The organism is Bacillus sp. SYZHCR11 (assembly GCF_057196865.1).
The window spans coordinates 653,458-672,153 of the sequence record NZ_JBXUND010000001.1 but is presented as its reverse complement, the minus strand read 5'-3'; the positions used below and the strand labels follow the sequence as shown (position 1 = coordinate 672,153).

Genomic DNA, 18,696 nt, shown 5'->3' with positions numbered 1-18,696 from the left:
GAGCGAATGAAATGGCCGATAAAGAAAAGAGATCTGGAAAGTTCGGTTCAATCCTGCTTTTTATCATGATCCCGCTGATTTTTCTGATCATCGTCGCAAGCATCATCCTTTGGGCTGCCGGCGTTGATGTGATGAAGCCGATTCAGGAAACAGCCGCTAAAACGCCTGTTTTAAAAGAATTGGTTCCCGAAACGAAAGAAATGAAAAGCGCGGCGGAAAAGCAGAAGGAAGACAGAACGGCTTCTCTTGAAAAGACCATAAAGGAACAAAAAAGTGAAATTAACATTTTGAATAAAGATTTAGACACAAGCAAGTCCGAAATCGATAATCTGAATCAGAAAATCCGTTCGCTGAAACAGGAAGCTGAACAGCAGCAGAAAACGAAGACGGATGAAACGAAAAAAGACGCTTCGGATTCAGCCGGAAAAGATAAAATGATCAACATCTATAAAAGTATGGACAGCGGTAAAGCGGCAAGCATTATCGTAAAGCTGAAAGAAAAAGAAGCCCTCGATATTTTAAACGGATTAAGTAAAAAGCAGCTTGCTGAAATCTTGACGAAAATGACTCCTGAACAAGCGGCTAAATATACAGAAAAACTATCCGCTGACGGAAATAAGGAGTGATGTAAGTTGAAGCTGCTTGAATTAACGGGTAATCGTACGCAGACTGCGCAAAACAGCAATGTGAAGATGAATGTAAACAGCTTAGGTCTATTTCAGAACTGGCTCCTGTCGGAAATCACTTCTCCCCGGCAGCCCGGAGATGAAACAAAAACAAGTGACGCAGAGCTGAATGATGCCCTATCGAAAATCGGTGATTGGCTGAAAGCCGGCCCGGAAGATAAAGAATTGCAGCTTAAACAGCTGCTTGAGGCGGTAAAAGCTCTTGAAGGAAAGCAGACGGCTGAAACAGCTCTTCCTTTATTGAAACAGCTTGCCGAATCCGTTGAAGACATGTTAGCGGGAAAACAGCATGGGGCGAAGCCTGAAACGAATGAGCCGGATTCTTCCGCAAAAGACGGGGATTCCGTCAAGGATGCGCTTGAGAAGGGCCTGCTTTTCATTCAAGAAGCCGTATCCCAGCTCTTCACATCTCAGCAGGAACTGCCGGACAGCACGCAGGCAAAGGCGGTTTACCAGGAAGGCGCCCGTTTATTAGAGGCATTGAAAAAACAAGGCGTTCCGGACCGCGTGATTCAAGACCTGCGGCAGACATTTTTTCCGAAAAACGAATCTGCATCTAAACTTTACTCCATGACAGCCGCTGAGCTGAAGAGCTTTCAAAGCGTCGCGGAGCAGCTTGCGGGCCTTTCTCAAAAGGGAACAAAGGAATGGGATATGGCTGAAACTGAGCTGAAAGCTTTTGTGTTATCTCAATCATCTGAATCATCCCAAGAGTCAGCCGGGAAAACGGAACAGCAAAACGGCGGCACGGTTTCTCACGCAAAGGCGCCTGACAGCAAATTGTCTGCACATATACTGTTTTCGGGAACGAGAAGCCTTGCCGGCATTCAGCAAGCGTCCGCAGGAGCTGAACAGCAGCCGGCAGAAAATAAACCGTTAACGGATCAGGTCATCAGCGGCTGGAAACAGATGAAATACACGCCTTTCGGGAAAACAACCGGAAGCTTTACGATTCGTCTTAATCCCGAGAACCTCGGATTTGTCACAATTAAGGTGACAAACGAAAACGGGATGTTTCAAAGCAAAATAATCGCATCCAGCCAGTCCGCGAAAGAGCTGCTGGAACAGCATCTTCCTCAGCTGAAACAGTCGCTTCCGAATATGTCGGTCCAGGTCGACCGTTTTACAGTCCCGCTTCAAGGCGGGGATCAGCAGTCTGTTTACGGGCAGACGGCCGATCACAATAAACAGCAGCATCAGGGACAGAGAGAGCAGAAGAACCAGCAGCAGTCAGGCGATTTCGGAGATATGCTGGAGGAGCTTTCTCTCAATGAAATGGAGGAAGAATAGTTGACATCAGTAAACTCGGATTATGCCGCGGCGGGCGCTTCAACCACTTCAAACGCGAAGAGCACCTCCGCAGTAAACAGCAGTACGAATTTAGGGAAAGACGAATTTCTGAAGATCTTAATGACACAGGTTCAAAACCAGGACCCGCTCAATCCGGTTGATGACAAAGAATTCATCAGCCAGATGGCGACATTTTCTTCATTGGAACAAATGATGAATATGAATACGACGATGACTAAATTTGTAGAAAATCAAGATCCGTTTACGATGTATGTGAACTGGATCGGCAAAAATGTCACATTCAGCGACAGCGACGGGAAGGATCAGACAAGCCCAGTCAATTCAGTCAAGCATTCAAACGGCAATTACGTGCTCGTGCTTGAAAACGGCAAAGAGGTCAGTCCGTGGAATGTCACGGCCGTCAGCGAAACATCTAAATAAAAAGAAACCCAGGGGGAATTTAACATGTTACGTTCATTATATTCCGGTATCAGCGGCATGAAAAACTTTCAGACAAAACTAGATGTAATCGGCAATAACATCGCCAACGTCAACACAGTGGGATTTAAGAAAAGCCGCGTTACATTTAAAGATATGATCAGCCAGACAGTCGCCGGCGGTTCAAACGTGACCAATTCAAAACAAATCGGCCTGGGTGCCGCGACTTCTTCCATTGATGTCGTTCATTCAACCGGCGCCCCGCAGGCTACACAGAATAAAACCGACCTAGCCATTGACGGAGACGGCTACTTTCAGATTAATACAGGTTCGGGAATCGTTTACACACGTGCGGGGAATTTCGGAAAGGACAATCAAGGCAACCTTGTTACGACTGACGGGTACTACCTTGAAAAAATCGGCGGCGGCAAAATCAATATTCCGACTGATGCGAAAGATTACAGCATCGGTGCAGACGGAACCGTTACATACACTGATGCAGGGGATGCGGTTCATGATGCCGGACAAATCGGTCTTGTCACGTTCCCTAACAGCGCCGGTCTGGAAAAAATCGGAGGCAACCTTTACAGAGAATCATTAAGTTCAGGAGCTGCGAGCGCAGTCACCACTCCGGGCGAAAACGGAACGGGTAAGCTTTTGGCAGGCTATCTTGAAATGTCAAACGTAGATCTGACAGATGAATTTACCGAAATGATCGTTGCTCAGCGCGGTTTCCAATCAAACTCAAAAATCATTACGACTTCAGATGAAATCCTTCAGGAGCTGGTTAATCTGAAACGGTAAGGAGGGAGGAGAGGCGGTTAGGCCGCTTCTCCGGATTGCATGATTCAAGTCACCCGTTTAAACGGCCAGCCTTTTACGCTGAACGCGCTGTTTATCGAACAGATTGAGTGCTTCCCCGACACGACGATTACACTGTCCAACGGCAAAAAGTTCGTAGTGAAAGAACCGGAGGAAGCAGTTCTCAAAAAAGTCATATCGTTTTACCATAGCATACAAATATTTTCACTGGATCAGGGAATAGAGGAAGAAGAATGAAGAAAAAATTAGTCATCATTTTGCTGATTATTTTAATTGTCATCGCCGGCCTCGGAACGGCAGCATATTTTGTCGTCAGCGGACATTCCGGCAAAGATAAAAAGCCGACAATTGACGAAGTCGTTGCAGCCACTGTGTCTGTCGACGATATCACGACAAACTTAAAGTCTGACAGCATCATCCGTATCGGCATCAAGCTTGAAACCGACTCGGCTAAAGCGAAGGAAGAACTTGAAAAACGCGATTTTCAGGTGAAAGACAACATCATTTCCATTTTAGCTGACACAAGCGCCGGAGAGATTGAGGGAGATAAAGGAAGAGAAGCGTTTAAACAATCATTAAAAGAGAAAGTAAACAGCTATCTCCAAGAAGGAAAAGTTCAGAAAGTGTACATTACCTCCTTTAATCTGCAATAAAAACAAATTTGACAGAATACGGAGGTGAAGAAAATGTCAGGAGAAGTTCTCTCCCAAAATGAAATAGACGCACTGCTTTCCGCCATTTCCACGGGTGAGGCGGATGCGGAAGAGCTGAAAAAGGAAGTTAAAGAGAAAAAAGTAAAGGTATATGATTTTAAACGGGCTCTCAGATTCTCGAAAGATCAGATACGCAGTTTAACCCGGATACATGATAACTTTGCGAGGCTTCTCACAACACACTTTTCCGCCAAGCTCAGAACGTATATTCATATATCCGTCAGCTCAGTTGACCAGGTGCCGTATGAAGAATTTATCCGTTCCATACCGAACATGACGATTTTAAATTTATTCGATGTTCATCCGATGGAAGGCAGAATCATGATGGAGGTTAATCCCACCATCGCATACGCAATGCTTGACCGCGTCATGGGAGGCATCGGCATCACTCATAACAAAGCTGACAGCCTTACGGAAATTGAAACGAATATTATTTCTAACTTATTTGAAAATGCACTGGGCAACTACAAAGAAGCTTGGCAATCGATTGCTGATATTGACCCTGAAATGACTGAATTTGAAGTGAATCCTCAGTTTGTACAGATGGTTTCCCCAAATGAAACAGTCGTTGTCATTTCTCTCAATACACAAATAGGTGAAATCAGCGGTGTCATTAATCTTTGTATTCCCCATGTCGTACTTGAGCCGATTATCCCTAAGCTTTCCGTACATTATTGGATGCAATCAGACCGGAATGAAGCGAAGCCCGAAGAAACGAAGCTGCTTGAAAAGCGCATCATGACGGCTCAAATTCCCGTTGTGGCTCTCTTGGGCGCTTCTGAACTGACAATAGAAGAATTTTTAAGTTTGGAAGTCGGGGACTGTATAACTCTGGACAAATCAGTGACTGATCCTCTTACTGTATTGGTCGGAAACAAACCGAAGTTTTTAGGGCAGGCCGGCCGGGTGAATCGAAGACAGGCAGTGCAAATTTTAGATCACGACATAAGAGGTGAACAAGATGAACAATAGATTATCTCAAGATGAAATCGATGCTCTTCTTAACGGCACAAGCAGTCAGTCAGAGGATACAGAACAGCCTCAAGAGGCGAACTTGTCTGAACTTGAGCGCGATGCGATCGGAGAAATCGGGAATATTTCGTTCGGCAGCTCGGCTACGGCGCTGTCCACTCTTTTAAATCAAAAAGTGGACATTACGACACCGAGTGTGACCGTCATTTCAAAAAGCAAAATCAGTGATGAATTTCCTCATCCGTATGTTGCCATTGAAGTGAACTACACAGAAGGCTTTGACGGCAGCAATTTGCTCGTCGTCGAACAAAGCGACGCGGCAATCATCGCGGATTTGATGATCGGCGGAGACGGCCGGGGCGCCGATCCGTCACTCGGTGAAATCCACCTGAGCGCCGTGCAGGAAGCAATGAATCAAATGATGGGCTCGGCTGCTACGTCAATGTCGACCGTATTCAGTAAAAAGATTGACATTTCTCCGCCAAGGGTTGAACTTCTGGATGTGACGGAAGAAAAAGGGACCGACAGAATACCTGAGGATGACCTGCTCGTAAAAGTGTCATTCCGTCTGAAAGTCGGCGAATTAATCGATTCGAGCATCATGCAGCTTTATCCGATTACGTTTGCGAAAGATCTGATCGCAGACCTGATGACTGCGGACCAGCATGAGTCAGAGGCCGCAGAAACCGCATCAGAACCACAGGAAACATACGAAACGCCGCAGCCGGAACCTGCCATGCAGCCGGAGCCGCAGGCAAAACCCGAGCTTCCGAAGAGACAGGGAACCGCAAAAAAAGCTGCTCCTGTTCAAGTCGCTCCGGTAGAATTCCAGGCGTTTGATCATAACGAAGCGGCGCAAGGATCAAGGAATAACCTTGATATGCTGATGGATATTCCGCTTTCCGTTACGGTTGAGCTCGGCAGAACGAAGAGAAGCGTCAAAGAAATCCTTGAACTTTCTGCGGGAAGCATTATTGAGCTTGACAAGCTGGCTGGTGAACCTGTGGACATCCTGGTCAACCAGCGGATCGTGGCAAAGGGCGAGGTCGTTGTCATAGAAGAAAACTTCGGCGTGAGAGTCACTGATATTTTAAGTCAGGCAGACCGCCTTAACAATTTAAAATAAGCGAACATAGAGGAGAGAAACAGATTATGGCACACAGAATTTTAATTGTAGACGATGCAGCATTTATGAGAATGATGATCAAGGATATTTTAGTGAAGAACGGTTTTGACGTTGTAGCTGAAGCTTCAGACGGAGCGCAGGCAGTCGAAAAATTCAAAGAGCATTCCCCCGACCTAGTGACAATGGATATTACAATGCCTGAAATGGACGGGATTACAGCTCTAAAGGAAATTAAACAGATCGATCCGCAGGCGAAAATCATCATGTGTTCGGCTATGGGCCAGCAGTCAATGGTTATTGACGCGATTCAGGCCGGCGCAAAAGACTTTATCGTGAAACCGTTCCAAGCGGACCGCGTGCTTGAAGCCATTAATAAAACATTAAGCTAAAGGGTGTACGACTGTTGAAAAAGAGTCATGGTTTACTAGCTTTGATTTGTTGTTTCGTTTTACTCAATGTACATCCGTTCCCTGCTTTTGCGGCAGAGTCTGATAATTCCACCGTCAACGAATGGTTTGACAAACAATCAACAAACAAAACAGAGAAAAAAAGCGATACATCGAAACAAACGGCTGATCAAGAGATAGGGGATGCTTCTGCATCTTCTGTCTCCGCTTTTGATTTTGTAAAGATGATCGGGGCGTTATTATTCGTCATTCTGCTGATCTATGGATTTGTCAAACTGATGAATAGAAGAAACCGTCTGCTGAAGCCGTTTCAATATGTAGAAAATATCGGCGGAACGTCAGTCGGCCAAAATCGTTCCGTGCAGCTGATTAAAGTGGGAAACAGCGTTCTCGTAGTCGGTGTGGGCGAAACGATACAGCTTTTAAAAGAAATAGAAGATGAAAAAGAGCGCGAGGCGATTCTGAGCCAATACGAAGAGTCGATGTCTTCAAAAGTGGAATGGACCAAGCTCGTAAATCCGCGTAAGGATGGAGAAAAAAAGCCGCAAACGATGCTTCCGTCGTTTTCAAAAGCGCTGAAAGAACAGCTGAACGAGCTGAAACAAAGCCGTTCTGAAGGAAAGAAGAAAGGCCCTTATCATCATGAATGAATTCGTTAATCTTTTTAATTCAAGCAATCCGACCGAAGTCAGCTCCACTGTTAAATTACTGCTGCTTTTGACTGTCTTTTCAGTAGCGCCGGGGATTCTGATTTTGATGACCTGCTTTACGAGAATCGTCATCGTTCTGTCTTTTGTGAGAACCTCACTGGCGACGCAGAACATGCCTCCGAACCAGGTTTTAATCGGCCTTGCGCTGTTCTTGACGTTTTTTATTATGGCGCCGACTTTTTCAGAGATTAATAAGGAAGCCTTAACGCCGCTGATGGACAACAAAATCAGTCTCGATGAAGCATATACAAAAGCCGAGAAGCCGATTAAAGAGTATATGAGCAAGCATACAAGGCAGAAGGATCTGGCGCTGTTTATGAACTATGCCAAAATGAAAAAACCTGAATCGATTCAGGATATTCCTTTGACGACGATGGTGCCTGCTTATGCGATATCAGAACTCAAAACCGCTTTTCAAATGGGCTTTATGATTTTTATTCCGTTTTTAATTATCGATATGGTCGTGGCGAGCGTCTTAATGTCAATGGGAATGATGATGCTACCGCCGGTTATGATCTCTCTGCCCTTTAAAATATTGCTTTTCGTTTTGGTCGATGGATGGTATTTAATCGTGAAATCTTTGCTTGACAGCTTTTAGGGTAGGTGCTAATTGTGAGTTCAGAATTTGTAATTTCCATGGCGGAAAAAGCCGTATATGTAACACTAATGATCAGCGGGCCGCTGCTTGCGATCGCGCTGATCGTCGGTTTGCTCGTCAGTATCTTTCAAGCGACAACTCAAATCCAGGAACAGACGCTTGCGTTCATTCCGAAAATCGTGGCGGTGATGCTTGGACTGATCTTTTTCGGTCCTTGGATGCTGTCGACGATTCTTTCGTTCACAACTGATCTGTTCTCTCATCTGAACCGATTTGCAGGGTAGAATCAAATGAATTCCATCATTGATTTATTTCCCGCTTTTTTATTGGTCTTTATCAGAATCTCTGCTTTTTTTGTAACGGTGCCGGTGTTCGGACATCGGAATCTGCCGGCGGTTCACCGAATCGGCTTTGCTTTTTTTCTTTCGGTGATCTGCTTCAGCACGCTGAAACATGCGCCGGAAATAGAAATAGGGGAACAGTATATGCTGCTTGTCATAAAAGAGGCCGTTGTGGGCTTGAGCCTCGGGCTGATTGCTTTCATGATGATGACAGCCATTCAGATAGCGGGTTCCTTTATTGATTTTCAGATGGGCTTTTCCATCGCCAATGTCATTGATCCGCAATCAGGAACGCAAAGCCCGCTGATCGGACAATTCGTTTATACGCTGGCGCTGTTATTTATGCTCAGCGTAAACGCCCATTATCTTTTATTGGACGGGATTTATTACAGCTTTCAGTATATCCCGCTTGATCAGGCATTTCCGTCGTTTGGAAATGATCACTTTGGACTTTTTATCGCAAAAAGCTTCAATGCCATGTTCATTATCGCTTTTCAAATGTCTGCGCCGGTTGTGGCCAGTCTGTTTTTAGTTGATTTGGCGCTCGGTATTGTGGCGAGAACGGTGCCGCAGCTGAATGTTTTCGTTGTCGGGCTTCCTCTGAAAATAGCCGTGAGCTTTATTATGCTGATCGTTTGTATGGCGGTGATGTTTGTCGTCGTCCGCAACATCTTCAGCCTTACCGTTGAAACCATGCGGAATCTATTGGCATTGGTCGGTGTGACATGATGAGACTCAGACTGAATCTGCAATTCTTTGCCGGTGAAAAAACGGAGAAAGCCACTCCGAAAAAACGGAAGGATACAAGAAAGAAAGGACAGGTCGCGAAAAGTACGGATGTGAATACAGCCGTTTCTTTACTGATTATCTTTCTTTCGCTGATCGCGCTCGGTCCTTATATGCGGGACAGGCTGCTGTCCTTTATTAAAACGTTTTATACGAAATCGATATCATTACATCTGTCAGCATCTTCCGTGCATGAACTGTTCGTAGATACGGTGAAAGATATCAGCCTCATCCTCGCGCCGATTATGCTGGTCGCGCTTGTGGCAGGTGTCGTGAGCAATTACATGCAGGTGGGTTTTCTGTTTTCTGCGGAAGTTCTCAAGCCTGACTTGAATAAGCTCAGCCCGCTGAAAGGATTTAAGCGGATTTACAGCATGAGGGCGATTGTTGAACTGATCAAATCCATTTTGAAGATTACTGTGGTCGGTTTTGCCGCCTTTATGGTGCTCTGGCTGCATTATGGCGATATTCTCCGCCTTCCGCTTTTAACACCTGCGGAAGTGCTCACTTTCGTTTCTAAGCTCACGCTTTGGATGGGGCTTGCGGGATCAGGGGCTCTAATGCTGCTGGCCGGGCTTGATTATTTATATCAGCGTTTTGACTATGAGAAAAATATCAGAATGTCAAAGCAGGATATAAAAGATGAATACAAAAAATCGGAGGGTGATCCGATTATCAAGTCCAAAATTAAGCAGAAGCAGCGGGAAATGGCGATGAGGCGGATGATGCAGGAAGTGCCGAAAGCGGATGTCATCATTACCAACCCGACCCATTATGCGATTGCTTTAAAATATGATGAAAAGAAAATGGACGCCCCTTACATTGTTGCCAAAGGGGTCGACCATCTTGCATTAAAAATCAGGCAGATCGCCAAAGAACACGATGTCATGACGATTGAAAACAGGCCGCTCGCGCGTGCGTTATATGATCAGGTTGACATTGACCAGGCTGTGCCGGAAGAGTTTTTCAAAGTCATTGCGGAAATTTTGGCTTATGTATATAAAACGAAACAAAAAGTATAGTGAATTTCAGATTCAAAAGGAGAGAAAAACAGCATGTCAACAAGAGATTTATCGGTTTTAATAAGTGTTGTCCTCATTGTGGCAATGCTGGTGATTCCATTCCCTCCATGGTTGTTAAGTATTTTGATCATCATTAATATCTCTCTTGCGTTGATCGTGCTTCTCACCACAATGAATATGCAAGAACCGCTGCAATTCTCGATATTCCCGTCATTGCTGCTGTTATTGACGCTGTTTCGGCTTGCGCTCAATGTGTCGACGACACGTTCGATTCTTTCTCACGGAGAAGGGGGAAAGGTTGTTGAGACATTCGGGAATTTCGTTGTCGGCGGAAATGTGCTGGTAGGGCTTGTTGTCTTCATAATCTTAATTATTATTCAGTTTATCGTCATTACAAAAGGCGCCGAGCGGGTATCGGAAGTGGCGGCGAGATTTACGCTCGATGCGATGCCCGGAAAGCAAATGAGTATTGACGCGGATTTAAATGCCGGCATGATTACGGAGCAGGATGCAAAGCACAGACGTGAAAAAGTCGCCCGGGAAGCGGATTTTTACGGCGCCATGGACGGTGCGAGCAAATTCGTCAAAGGGGATGCCATCGCGGGGATCATCATTGTGATGATCAATATTATTTTCGGAATCGTAATCGGCATGCTGCAGCAGGGGATGAGCATACAAGAAGCTGCGTCTCACTTTACAATGCTGACGGTCGGTGACGGTATCGTTTCTCAAATGCCGGCCTTGCTCATTTCAACGGCTACGGGGATTGTCGTGACGAGAGCGGCATCTGAAGGAAACCTCGGTCATGATATTACAGGCCAGCTGTTTGCTTATCCGAAGCTCTTGTATGTAGCCGCGGGAACTGTACTTTTGCTCGGTCTTCTTACACCGATCGGCATTCTGCTGACGGGGCCGATCGCCGGTCTGCTTGCATTCGGCGCTTATATGCTGTCCAAAGCGGATAAGCCGAGCGAAGAAGAGGAAGAAATTCTTGAAGAAGAGGCTCAGGCGGATGAACTGAAAAGCCCGGAAAGCGTTGTGCAGCTTTTACATATTGATCCGATTGAATTTGAGTTCGGATACGGACTCGTGCCGCTTGCAGACGCGGGGCAGGGCGGTGATCTTCTTGACCGCATCGTCATGATCAGACGTCAGCTTGCGCTTGAATTGGGACTTGTCATTCCGGTTGTGCGCATCAGGGATAACATCGCACTCCAGCCGAATGAATACAGATTGAAAATTAAAGGCAATGAAGTCGCTAAAGGAGAGCTCCTGCTGGATCATTATTTAGCGATGTCACCGACGCCTGAAGATGACGTCATTGAAGGAATCGAAACGATTGAACCGTCGTTCGGACTTCCCGCAAAATGGATCAGCGAAGCTGCAAAAGATGAAGCGGACATGCTGGGGTATACAGTTGTTGATCCGGCGTCAGTCGTATCTACGCATATTACAGAAAAAATCAAGCAGCATGCTCATGAACTGGTCGGCAGACAGGAAACAAAGCAGCTGATCGATCATCTGAAGGAAAATTATCCTGTGCTTGTTGAGGAAGTCACGCCGAACCCTCTTTCTGTCGGCGATATTCAAAAGGTGCTTGCCAAATTGCTGAGAGAAAAAGTTTCAATCAGAAACTTGGTGACCATTTTTGAAACTCTTGCCGATTACGGAAGATTAACGACAGATTCAGACCTTTTGACAGAATACGCGAGACAGTCGCTTGCCAAACAAATCACGGCACAATATGCGAGAGAGCATGAAACGCTGAAGGTCATCACATGCTCAGGCCGGGTGGAAAAAGCGATTGCAGACGGGGTTCAGCAGACTGAACAGGGCAATTACCTGTCACTCGATCCTGAGGTTTCAGACAGCATCATCCGTTCTGTCGCTAAAGAGGCCGAGCAGCTTTCCATCCGTCAGGAGTCAGCGATTCTTCTTTGCTCGCCTGCTGTCAGAATGTATGTAAAACAGCTGTTAGAACGGTATTTCCCTGATCTTCCGGTTCTTTCTTATAATGAGCTGGAAGCAAATGTTGAAGTACAGAGCATTGGAGTGGTGGATATTTAATGAAAATAAAAAAATTTACAGCCGCTTCAATGCAGGATGCCGCGAAGCAAATCAAAAAGGAACTCGGCAATGATGCCGTTATTTTACATTCCAAACAAGTAAAGAAACGAAAATGGCTGGGGCTGCGGTCGCAGCAGGCCGTCGAAGTGATAGCGGTTTTAGATCGTGACGTCAGGGAAGCGAGAAAAACGCCGCCGGCTGCCGCTGAAGAAATGAAAAAGACGGAAACGGCGGAGAAAGCTGAGCCTGTTCAGCCGCCGCGCCTTCCGGATCAAAGTATTTCCGGCGAACTGGCGCATTTGAAAGAAGTGCTCCCTGAACCATTAAAAAAAGCCGAGAGACTATTGAAGCAAGCCGGGCTTCCTGATCATACGCAAAACGCCGTACTCAGTGAATTGCTCAGTTCTTCAATTGTTTCCGGAGATTTAACTGAAGATAATGTCAGCTCAAAGCTGCAGGATTTGTTAGTGAAAAAACTCCCTTCGACAGACAGGTGGCAGGAAGGGATTCAATCAAAATACGTCGTGCTTTTCGGTTCAACCGGGGCCGGCAAAACGACTACACTTGCGAAACTTGCGGCCTCATCAATGCTGACAGAGCATAAAAAAATTGCCTTTATGACGACGGATACTTACCGGATTGCCGCGGTCGAGCAGCTGAAGACATATGCGGAGCTGCTTCAGGCTCCTCTTGAAGTATGCTATTCAAAGGAAGAATGTCTGAAGGCACTGGAAAAATTCGCTGAATACGACCATGTTTTCATTGATACAGCCGGCAGAAACTTTAAAGAAGAGCAGTATATTACGGAATTACAAGAGATGATTCCGTTTGAATCAGGCTTACAATCCTTTCTCGTATTATCGGCATCTGCAAAATATGAAGATATGAAACAGGTGCTGAAACAGTTTTCCGGTGTGCCGGTCAATCAATACATTTTCACGAAAACGGATGAAACCGCCTCACTCGGCTCCGTGTTTCAAGTGCTGTCGGAATCAAGAATCGGCGCCGCCTATTTGACAAATGGACAGGATGTGCCTGAAGACATCCTATCGGCTTCACCAAAAGAGTTTGTAAGGATGCTTTTGGCATGAAACCCGATCAGGCAGAGTCATTAAGAAGGAAAATGAGAGAGAGGCAAATGATCAAGCCGGAGCTTTATGAGAAAAAAGCGAAGACATTAGCCGTCATAAGCGGTAAAGGCGGCGTCGGAAAATCTAATTTAACATTAAACATGGCAGTTGCCCTGCAGGAAAAAGGAAAAAAAGCACTCATCATTGATCTTGACATCGGAATGGGCAACATTGATGTGCTGATCGGAGCTGCTTCTTCCCGCACCATTATTGATGTGATGGAGAATCGGCACGCGTTGGCTCAATCACTTTCCTCCGGTCCGAAAGGCCTTCGCTACATATCCGGAGGAACGGGGCTTGAGGCGTTCTATCAAGCAGACAGAGAGAAGTGGTCGGCTTTTATGAATGGTCTTTCCGCTGTATTAAGCGATTTTGATTACGTTCTGTTTGATATGGGAGCGGGACTTTCAAAAGAACAGCTGCCGTTTATTTTATCGGCGGAAGACATTCTCGCCGTGACAACGCCTGAGCCGACGGCCATTATGGATGCGTACAGCGCGATCAAACATCTTTTGCTCGCGGATGAACGGCTGACCGTAAACATTGCCGTCAATCGCGCCCGCGCCCAAAAACAGGCGCTGGACACGTACAACCGCCTTTCTCATGCGATCCACACGTTTTTAGGCGCGGAGGTGCGTTTCGCCGGCTCCATACCCGATGATCCGCTAGTAAGTCAAGCCGTCATTGACCAGGTGCCTTTTTTAATAAAAAGTCCTCAAGCAAAAGCCAGCAGGTCCGTCCGTCTTCTGACGGATGTCTTGTTTCAAACGGAAGAAAACAAACCAAGAGAAGAGAAACCGGCTTTTATTGAGAGATTATCTTCTTTTTTATTGAGGAGGACTTTACAGTGATTCGTGTGCTTGTCGTTGATGACTCAGCTTTTATGAGAAAGATGATTACCGATTTTCTGGCTGCGGAAGTGCAGATAGAAGTCATCGGGACAGCCAGAAACGGGGAAGAGGCGCTGAAGAAAATAGAGCTTCTCAAACCGGATGTTGTCACACTTGATATTGAAATGCCGGTCATGAACGGAACGGATACATTGCGGAAGATCATCAGCATATATAAACTTCCCGTCATCATGGTATCGAGCCAGACACAGCAAGGGAAGGACCGAACGATCAACTGCCTGGAGATGGGCGCTTTTGATTTTATCACCAAGCCTTCCGGAGCGATTTCACTTGATCTTTATAAAATTAAAGAGCAGCTGATTGAGAGGGTGATTGCAGCCGGGCTGTCCCGCGCCCAAAAACCTGAGGCGGCAGTGAAAGAGTCTTCTATCCCGGAACGTCCGGCTTTGGCGGGATTTGAAAGACCGAAAGCAAAATCCGCCAAGCAGGCCGTATTCATCGCGACCTCTACAGGCGGACCGCGGGCTCTGCAAAAGGTGGTTCCGAAACTGCCGAAGGATTTAAAGGCGCCTGTATTTGTCGTTCAGCACATGCCTGAAGGCTTCACCGCTTCACTTGCAGACAGACTCAACCATTTGTCAGATATTCAGGTCAAAGAAGCGGAAAACGGTGAAGAAGCGAAAGACGGATGGGTGTACATCGCGCCCGGCGGAAAAAATATGACGGTTGCAGAGGAAGGCGGAAGGCTCCGCATCATTCTTGATGTTCATGATACGGAAAGCCGGCATAAACCGTCAGCCGATTATTTGTTTCGGTCGGCAAGCCGTTTATCCGGTTACGAAAAGGTAGCCGTCATTATGACAGGCATGGGCAGCGACGGAACCGAGGGCGTAAAAGAAATGCTCAGAACAGGCGGCGTTAAAACGATTGCGGAATCGGACGAATCCTGTGTTGTGTTCGGAATGCCGAAGTCAGCGATAAAGGCGGGCCTCATTCATGAGATTAAACATGTGGAAGATATCGCGGCATCCATCACCGGATGTGTGAAAAAAGAGAGGGTGTGAATCAATTGGATATGAATCAATATTTAGATGTCTTTATTGATGAAAGTAAAGAGCACTTACAGACATGTAACGAAAAGCTGCTGCTGTTGGAAAAAGATCCGGCAGACCTTCAGCTTGTGCATGACATCTTCAGAGCTGCCCATACGCTGAAAGGCATGAGCGCAACGATGGGATATACAGATCTGGCGCATTTAACCCACCTGATGGAAAATGTGCTGGACGCCATCCGCAACGGAGAAATGCCCGTTACATCGGATTGGCTGGACGTGCTGTTTGAAGCGCTTGATCATCTTGAAGAGATGGTGCAGTCCATTATTGACGGAGGAGACGGCAAACGTGATATTTCTGAAGTAAGTGCGAAGCTCGACGTAAATGCGGCGCATGAGACTGCGGCTTCAGCCGAAACAGCAGAACCGCCGGCTTCAAAACAACAGACTTCAACTGAATGGAATTATGATGAGTTTGAACGGACTGTTATTGAAGAGGCGGAAGAGCAAGGATTCAGCCGCTATGAAATAACGGTTTCCCTGAATGAAAGCTGTATGCTCAAAGCCGTGCGCGTGTACATGATATTTGAAAAGCTGAATGAAGCCGGGGAAGTCGCAAAAACGATACCTGCCGCGGAAGTGCTTGAGACGGAAGATTTCGGAACGGATTTTCAGGTGTGTTTCTTGACAAAGCAGCCTGCTGAAGAAATTAAAGAACTCATCAGCGGCATTTCAGAAGTGGAGAATGTCGAAATTTCTGCCGGTGCGCCGTTAAAAACGGCCGAAAAACCGCAAGCAGCTGAACCGGTGAAGGAAACTCCGGTTAAAAAGGCTGAAAAACAGCCGAAACCGCAAGCGAAAACGGAAGAGCAGCCGAAGCATCACAGCGGCTCGAAAACGATTCGCGTCAACATTGAAAGACTGGATTCTTCAATGAACCTTTTTGAAGAACTTGTCATTGACCGCGGACGTCTTGAGCAGATCGCCAAAGAGCTTGACCACAATGAGCTGACTGAAACCGTTGAACGCCTGACCAGAATTTCGGGCGACCTTCAGTCTATTATTCTTAATATGCGGATGGTGCCGGTAGAAACCGTCTTTAACCGTTTCCCGAGAATGATCCGCCAGCTTCAAAAGGAATTAAACAAGAAAATCGAATTGTCCATCATCGGAGCTGAAACGGAGCTGGACCGCACGGTGATTGATGAAATCGGTGATCCGCTTGTCCATTTAATCAGAAACAGCATCGATCACGGCATTGAATCGCCTGAAGTGCGGGTGAATAAAGGAAAACCGGAATCGGGTCATGTCGTGCTTAAGGCATATCACAGCGGCAATCATGTCTTTATTGAGGTTGAAGATGACGGGGCCGGCCTGAACAGAAAGAAAATTCTTGAAAAAGCGCTCGAGCGGAGTGTAATCACCGAACGTGATGCTGAAACGCTTGAAGATAATGAGATTTACGAGCTTATTTTTGCTCCTGGCTTCTCGACTGCCGATCAAATTTCTGACATTTCAGGTCGGGGCGTCGGTCTGGATGTCGTAAAAAATAAACTCGAATCACTCGGCGGCTCTGTCAGTGTCAAATCCGCGGAAGGCCAAGGTTCTCTTTTCAGTATCCAGCTTCCGCTGACACTTTCAATTATATCCGTTCTTCTCATTAAACTGGAAGAAGAGACGTTTGCGATACCGATTTCTTCTATTATAGAGACGGCTGTTATTGATAAGAAAGATATCCTGCAGACGCATGACAGAGAAGTGATTGATTTCAGAGGACAAATCGTTCCGATCGTCTATCTCAAAAAAGAATTCGGCATTACAGATTCAAAACAGGATGCCGATCAGTTCCATGTAATCGTCGTGAAAAAGGGCGATAAATCCACTGCTTTTGTCGTGGACTCTTTTATCGGACAGCAGGAAGTCGTACTGAAATCACTCGGCGACTATTTGACGAACGTCTTTGCGATTTCCGGCGCTACGATTCTCGGAAACGGAGAAGTGGCGCTGATTATTGATTGCAATGCGCTGATCTACTAAAACGACACGAGGAGGTGCCCGCATGACTGCTGAAATCAAAACAGGTGAAAAAATGATTGTGTTTATGATAAACGGGAAAGAATACGCTATCTCAGTTTCCCAGGTGAAATCAATTGAAAAGTGGCAAAAACCGACGAGGGTCCCGGGTGTGGAATCGTATATCCGCGGCGTTATCAATCTGCGCGGAGTAATTACCCCGGTTCTTGATTTAAGAAAACGTCTGAACCAGCCTGAACAGGACATCACAGAAGAGACACGGATTATCATCATTTCTTACCGTGACGCCGATGTCGGATGGGTCGTGGATGAGGCCAATGACGTCATCACCGTGCATGAAAATGAAATCGAATCCGCGCCTGAAAGCCAGACAAAGGAAACGGATGTGTGGATTAAACAGATCGTCAAGCAAGATAACAGGCTCCTCAATATTATTGATGCGCATGCGGTGCTGGATAAAGGTGCTTCGGCATCTGCGTCCGGAGAGCCGAATGCTTAAAGGGGAAAAGACAACATGAGTAAGTTTGAAGCGATCAAAGAAGAGCAGATGGATATTTTGCGGGAAGTCGGAAATATCGGGGCGGGTCACTCGGCTTCTGCCATGGCTCAGCTGCTGAACAGAAAGATAGACATGGAAGTGCCGTTTGCGACTTTATTGACATTTGATGAGCTCGCTGATTTTTTCGGCGGGGCTGAAACGCCGGTCGCCAGTATCTTTTTAAGAATGGAAGGCGACATGACAGGCTCTATCTTTCTCATCATGCCTTTCCATCAGGCGGAACAGTTTATCAGAGAGCTGATCGGAAATCCGGATTTTGATATTGACCAGTTGGGCGAAGATCATTTGAGTTCTTCTGCTTTACATGAGTTCGGCAATATTTTAGCAGGCTCCTATTTAACGGCATTGGCTGATTTGACAAAGCTTGAGATTTACCCGAGCGTGCCGGAAATCTCACTTGATATGTTCGGCGCGGTTATCAGTGAAGGACTGATGGAGCTCAGCCAAGTCGGAGAGCATGCCATTGTCGTGGATACTTCTATTTTTGACCAGGGCAGCCGGCAGGAGCTCAAAGCCCATATGTTTATGCTCCCGGACTATGATTCTTTTGAAAAGCTCTTCGTCTCATTGGGTGCGGCTTTATGAGCCGTGCGGAAGCCGCAGTCGTTAAAGTGGGGATTGCGGATGTTCAAGTCGCGCGTTATCCGGATAAAATCCGGACTTCGGGACTCGGTTCATGCGTGGGGCTGGTTTTATACGATAAAGACAAACAAACGGCAGGACTCGTTCACGTCATGCTGCCGGACTCCGGTTTATCAAAAACGGCGGAGCTCAACCGTGCAAAATACGCGGACACCGCCGTTAAGATGACAATTGATATGCTTTTGAAAGCCGGCTGCCGCAAGTTTGCCCTGAAGGCAAAACTCGCCGGGGGAGCGGAGATGTTTAAGTTTAAAATGACAAACGACCTGATGAAAATCGGTCCGAGGAATGTAGCGGCTATCAAAGAGCAGCTTTCATTGTATAACATTCCGGTCATCAGTGAAGATACGGGCGGCTCAAGCGGCCGGACGATTGAATTTGAGCCAAAGTCCTGCATGCTGCACATTCGAACTGTTAAACAAGGTGAAACAACGATTTAATAAAGGTATGA

At 46.4% G+C, this 18,696-nt stretch carries 22 protein-coding genes; all 22 read left to right on the top strand.

Annotated elements, in window-relative coordinates; all coding sequences use genetic code 11:
• Positions 1-11 precede the first annotated feature (11 nt).
• Genes AC2CGA_RS02880 through cheD form a run of 22 tightly spaced genes read left to right on the top strand, consistent with a single transcriptional unit; the run spans position 12 to position 18,685 of the window.
• Positions 12-626 (top strand): MotE family protein, encoded by a 615-nt coding sequence (locus AC2CGA_RS02880; protein ID WP_015388236.1) that lies wholly within the window; start codon positions 12-14, stop codon positions 624-626.
• A 6-nt stretch (positions 627-632) separates the two neighbouring features.
• Positions 633-1,976, top strand: coding sequence for a flagellar hook-length control protein FliK (locus AC2CGA_RS02875; RefSeq protein WP_024085300.1), 1,344 nt, complete (start codon positions 633-635; stop codon positions 1,974-1,976).
• Positions 1,977-2,417: a flagellar hook assembly protein FlgD gene (gene flgD, locus AC2CGA_RS02870; protein WP_003154247.1), complete on the top strand. Its 441-nt coding sequence runs from the start codon at positions 1,977-1,979 to the stop codon at positions 2,415-2,417. It begins immediately after the preceding gene.
• 24 nt (positions 2,418-2,441) lie between these two features.
• Positions 2,442-3,218, top strand: coding sequence for a flagellar basal body rod protein FlgG (gene flgG / locus AC2CGA_RS02865; protein ID WP_003154244.1), 777 nt, complete (start codon positions 2,442-2,444; stop codon positions 3,216-3,218).
• A 39-nt stretch (positions 3,219-3,257) separates the two neighbouring features.
• Positions 3,258-3,473: a swarming motility protein SwrD gene (swrD, locus tag AC2CGA_RS02860; RefSeq protein WP_003154243.1), complete on the top strand. Its 216-nt coding sequence runs from the start codon at positions 3,258-3,260 to the stop codon at positions 3,471-3,473.
• The gene (fliL, locus tag AC2CGA_RS02855; protein WP_003154241.1) at positions 3,470-3,889 is read left to right on the top strand and encodes a flagellar basal body-associated protein FliL; all 420 of its coding nucleotides are present in this window, start codon (positions 3,470-3,472) and stop codon (positions 3,887-3,889) included. The genes swrD and fliL overlap by 4 nt, the downstream gene beginning before the upstream one ends.
• A 33-nt stretch (positions 3,890-3,922) precedes the next feature.
• A complete protein-coding gene (gene fliM, locus AC2CGA_RS02850) occupies positions 3,923-4,921 on the top strand; it encodes a flagellar motor switch protein FliM (RefSeq protein ID WP_003154240.1) in 999 nt (332 codons plus the stop codon).
• Positions 4,911-6,047: a flagellar motor switch phosphatase FliY gene (gene fliY / locus AC2CGA_RS02845; RefSeq protein ID WP_003154239.1), complete on the top strand. Its 1,137-nt coding sequence runs from the start codon at positions 4,911-4,913 to the stop codon at positions 6,045-6,047. The genes fliM and fliY overlap by 11 nt, the downstream gene beginning before the upstream one ends.
• Before the next feature lie 26 nt (positions 6,048-6,073).
• Complete coding sequence (cheY, locus tag AC2CGA_RS02840; RefSeq protein WP_003154238.1) at positions 6,074-6,436, top strand: chemotaxis protein CheY; 363 nt, start codon at positions 6,074-6,076, stop codon at positions 6,434-6,436.
• 14 nt (positions 6,437-6,450) lie between these two features.
• On the top strand, positions 6,451-7,104 hold the full coding sequence (gene fliZ / locus AC2CGA_RS02835) for a flagella biosynthesis regulatory protein FliZ (RefSeq protein WP_003154237.1): 654 nt from the start codon (positions 6,451-6,453) through the stop codon (positions 7,102-7,104).
• Positions 7,097-7,762, top strand: a complete 666-nt coding sequence (fliP, locus tag AC2CGA_RS02830; protein WP_048367253.1) for a flagellar type III secretion system pore protein FliP — start codon at positions 7,097-7,099, stop codon at positions 7,760-7,762. The genes fliZ and fliP overlap by 8 nt, the downstream gene beginning before the upstream one ends.
• Positions 7,763-7,776: 14 nt before the next feature.
• Positions 7,777-8,046 (top strand): flagellar biosynthesis protein FliQ, encoded by a 270-nt coding sequence (gene fliQ, locus AC2CGA_RS02825; RefSeq protein WP_003154234.1) that lies wholly within the window; start codon positions 7,777-7,779, stop codon positions 8,044-8,046.
• Between the two features lie 6 nt (positions 8,047-8,052).
• Positions 8,053-8,832 carry a flagellar biosynthetic protein FliR gene (gene fliR, locus AC2CGA_RS02820; protein ID WP_003154233.1) on the top strand — a complete coding sequence of 260 codons (780 nt, stop codon included), beginning with the start codon at positions 8,053-8,055 and terminating at the stop codon, positions 8,830-8,832.
• The gene (flhB, locus tag AC2CGA_RS02815; protein ID WP_052585931.1) at positions 8,832-9,911 is read left to right on the top strand and encodes a flagellar biosynthesis protein FlhB; all 1,080 of its coding nucleotides are present in this window, start codon (positions 8,832-8,834) and stop codon (positions 9,909-9,911) included. Before fliR ends, flhB begins: the two co-directional genes overlap by 1 nt.
• Before the next feature lie 33 nt (positions 9,912-9,944).
• On the top strand, positions 9,945-11,978 hold the full coding sequence (gene flhA / locus AC2CGA_RS02810) for a flagellar biosynthesis protein FlhA (RefSeq protein ID WP_003154231.1): 2,034 nt from the start codon (positions 9,945-9,947) through the stop codon (positions 11,976-11,978).
• Positions 11,978-13,069 (top strand): flagellar biosynthesis GTPase FlhF, encoded by a 1,092-nt coding sequence (gene flhF / locus AC2CGA_RS02805; RefSeq protein WP_117614572.1) that lies wholly within the window; start codon positions 11,978-11,980, stop codon positions 13,067-13,069. The genes flhA and flhF overlap by 1 nt, the downstream gene beginning before the upstream one ends.
• Positions 13,066-13,959: a MinD/ParA family protein gene (locus AC2CGA_RS02800; protein WP_003154229.1), complete on the top strand. Its 894-nt coding sequence runs from the start codon at positions 13,066-13,068 to the stop codon at positions 13,957-13,959. Before flhF ends, AC2CGA_RS02800 begins: the two co-directional genes overlap by 4 nt.
• Positions 13,956-15,023, top strand: coding sequence for a protein-glutamate methylesterase/protein-glutamine glutaminase (locus AC2CGA_RS02795; RefSeq protein WP_003154228.1), 1,068 nt, complete (start codon positions 13,956-13,958; stop codon positions 15,021-15,023). The genes AC2CGA_RS02800 and AC2CGA_RS02795 overlap by 4 nt, the downstream gene beginning before the upstream one ends.
• A 5-nt stretch (positions 15,024-15,028) precedes the next feature.
• Positions 15,029-17,047, top strand: a complete 2,019-nt coding sequence (cheA, locus tag AC2CGA_RS02790) for a chemotaxis protein CheA (protein ID WP_003154227.1) — start codon at positions 15,029-15,031, stop codon at positions 17,045-17,047.
• Between the two features lie 22 nt (positions 17,048-17,069).
• Positions 17,070-17,543 carry a chemotaxis protein CheW gene (gene cheW, locus AC2CGA_RS02785; RefSeq protein ID WP_003154225.1) on the top strand — a complete coding sequence of 158 codons (474 nt, stop codon included), beginning with the start codon at positions 17,070-17,072 and terminating at the stop codon, positions 17,541-17,543.
• Positions 17,544-17,558: 15 nt separating this feature from the next.
• The gene (cheC, locus tag AC2CGA_RS02780) at positions 17,559-18,188 is read left to right on the top strand and encodes a CheY-P phosphatase CheC (RefSeq protein WP_003154222.1); all 630 of its coding nucleotides are present in this window, start codon (positions 17,559-17,561) and stop codon (positions 18,186-18,188) included.
• Positions 18,185-18,685 (top strand): chemoreceptor glutamine deamidase CheD, encoded by a 501-nt coding sequence (gene cheD / locus AC2CGA_RS02775; RefSeq protein ID WP_003154219.1) that lies wholly within the window; start codon positions 18,185-18,187, stop codon positions 18,683-18,685. Before cheC ends, cheD begins: the two co-directional genes overlap by 4 nt.
• Positions 18,686-18,696: the final 11 nt, after the last annotated feature.

Bases quoted from the DNA above. Each gene is read 5' to 3' on its own strand.
- AC2CGA_RS02880 (WP_015388236.1), top strand. From the start codon at position 12: ATGGCCGATAAAGAAAAGAGATCTGGAAAGTTCGGTTCAATCCTGCTT.
- flgG (WP_003154244.1), top strand. From the start codon at position 2,442: ATGTTACGTTCATTATATTCCGGTATCAGCGGCATGAAAAACTTTCAG.
- swrD (WP_003154243.1), top strand. From the start codon at position 3,258: ATGATTCAAGTCACCCGTTTAAACGGCCAGCCTTTTACGCTGAACGCG.
- fliL (WP_003154241.1), top strand. From the start codon at position 3,470: ATGAAGAAAAAATTAGTCATCATTTTGCTGATTATTTTAATTGTCATC.
- fliM (WP_003154240.1), top strand. From the start codon at position 3,923: ATGTCAGGAGAAGTTCTCTCCCAAAATGAAATAGACGCACTGCTTTCC.
- fliY (WP_003154239.1), top strand. From the start codon at position 4,911: ATGAACAATAGATTATCTCAAGATGAAATCGATGCTCTTCTTAACGGC.
- cheY (WP_003154238.1), top strand. From the start codon at position 6,074: ATGGCACACAGAATTTTAATTGTAGACGATGCAGCATTTATGAGAATG.
- fliP (WP_048367253.1), top strand. From the start codon at position 7,097: ATGAATGAATTCGTTAATCTTTTTAATTCAAGCAATCCGACCGAAGTC.
- fliR (WP_003154233.1), top strand. From the start codon at position 8,053: ATGAATTCCATCATTGATTTATTTCCCGCTTTTTTATTGGTCTTTATC.
- flhB (WP_052585931.1), top strand. From the start codon at position 8,832: ATGAGACTCAGACTGAATCTGCAATTCTTTGCCGGTGAAAAAACGGAG.
- flhA (WP_003154231.1), top strand. From the start codon at position 9,945: ATGTCAACAAGAGATTTATCGGTTTTAATAAGTGTTGTCCTCATTGTG.
- flhF (WP_117614572.1), top strand. From the start codon at position 11,978: ATGAAAATAAAAAAATTTACAGCCGCTTCAATGCAGGATGCCGCGAAG.
- AC2CGA_RS02800 (WP_003154229.1), top strand. From the start codon at position 13,066: ATGAAACCCGATCAGGCAGAGTCATTAAGAAGGAAAATGAGAGAGAGG.
- cheW (WP_003154225.1), top strand. From the start codon at position 17,070: ATGACTGCTGAAATCAAAACAGGTGAAAAAATGATTGTGTTTATGATA.
- cheC (WP_003154222.1), top strand. From the start codon at position 17,559: ATGAGTAAGTTTGAAGCGATCAAAGAAGAGCAGATGGATATTTTGCGG.
- cheD (WP_003154219.1), top strand. From the start codon at position 18,185: ATGAGCCGTGCGGAAGCCGCAGTCGTTAAAGTGGGGATTGCGGATGTT.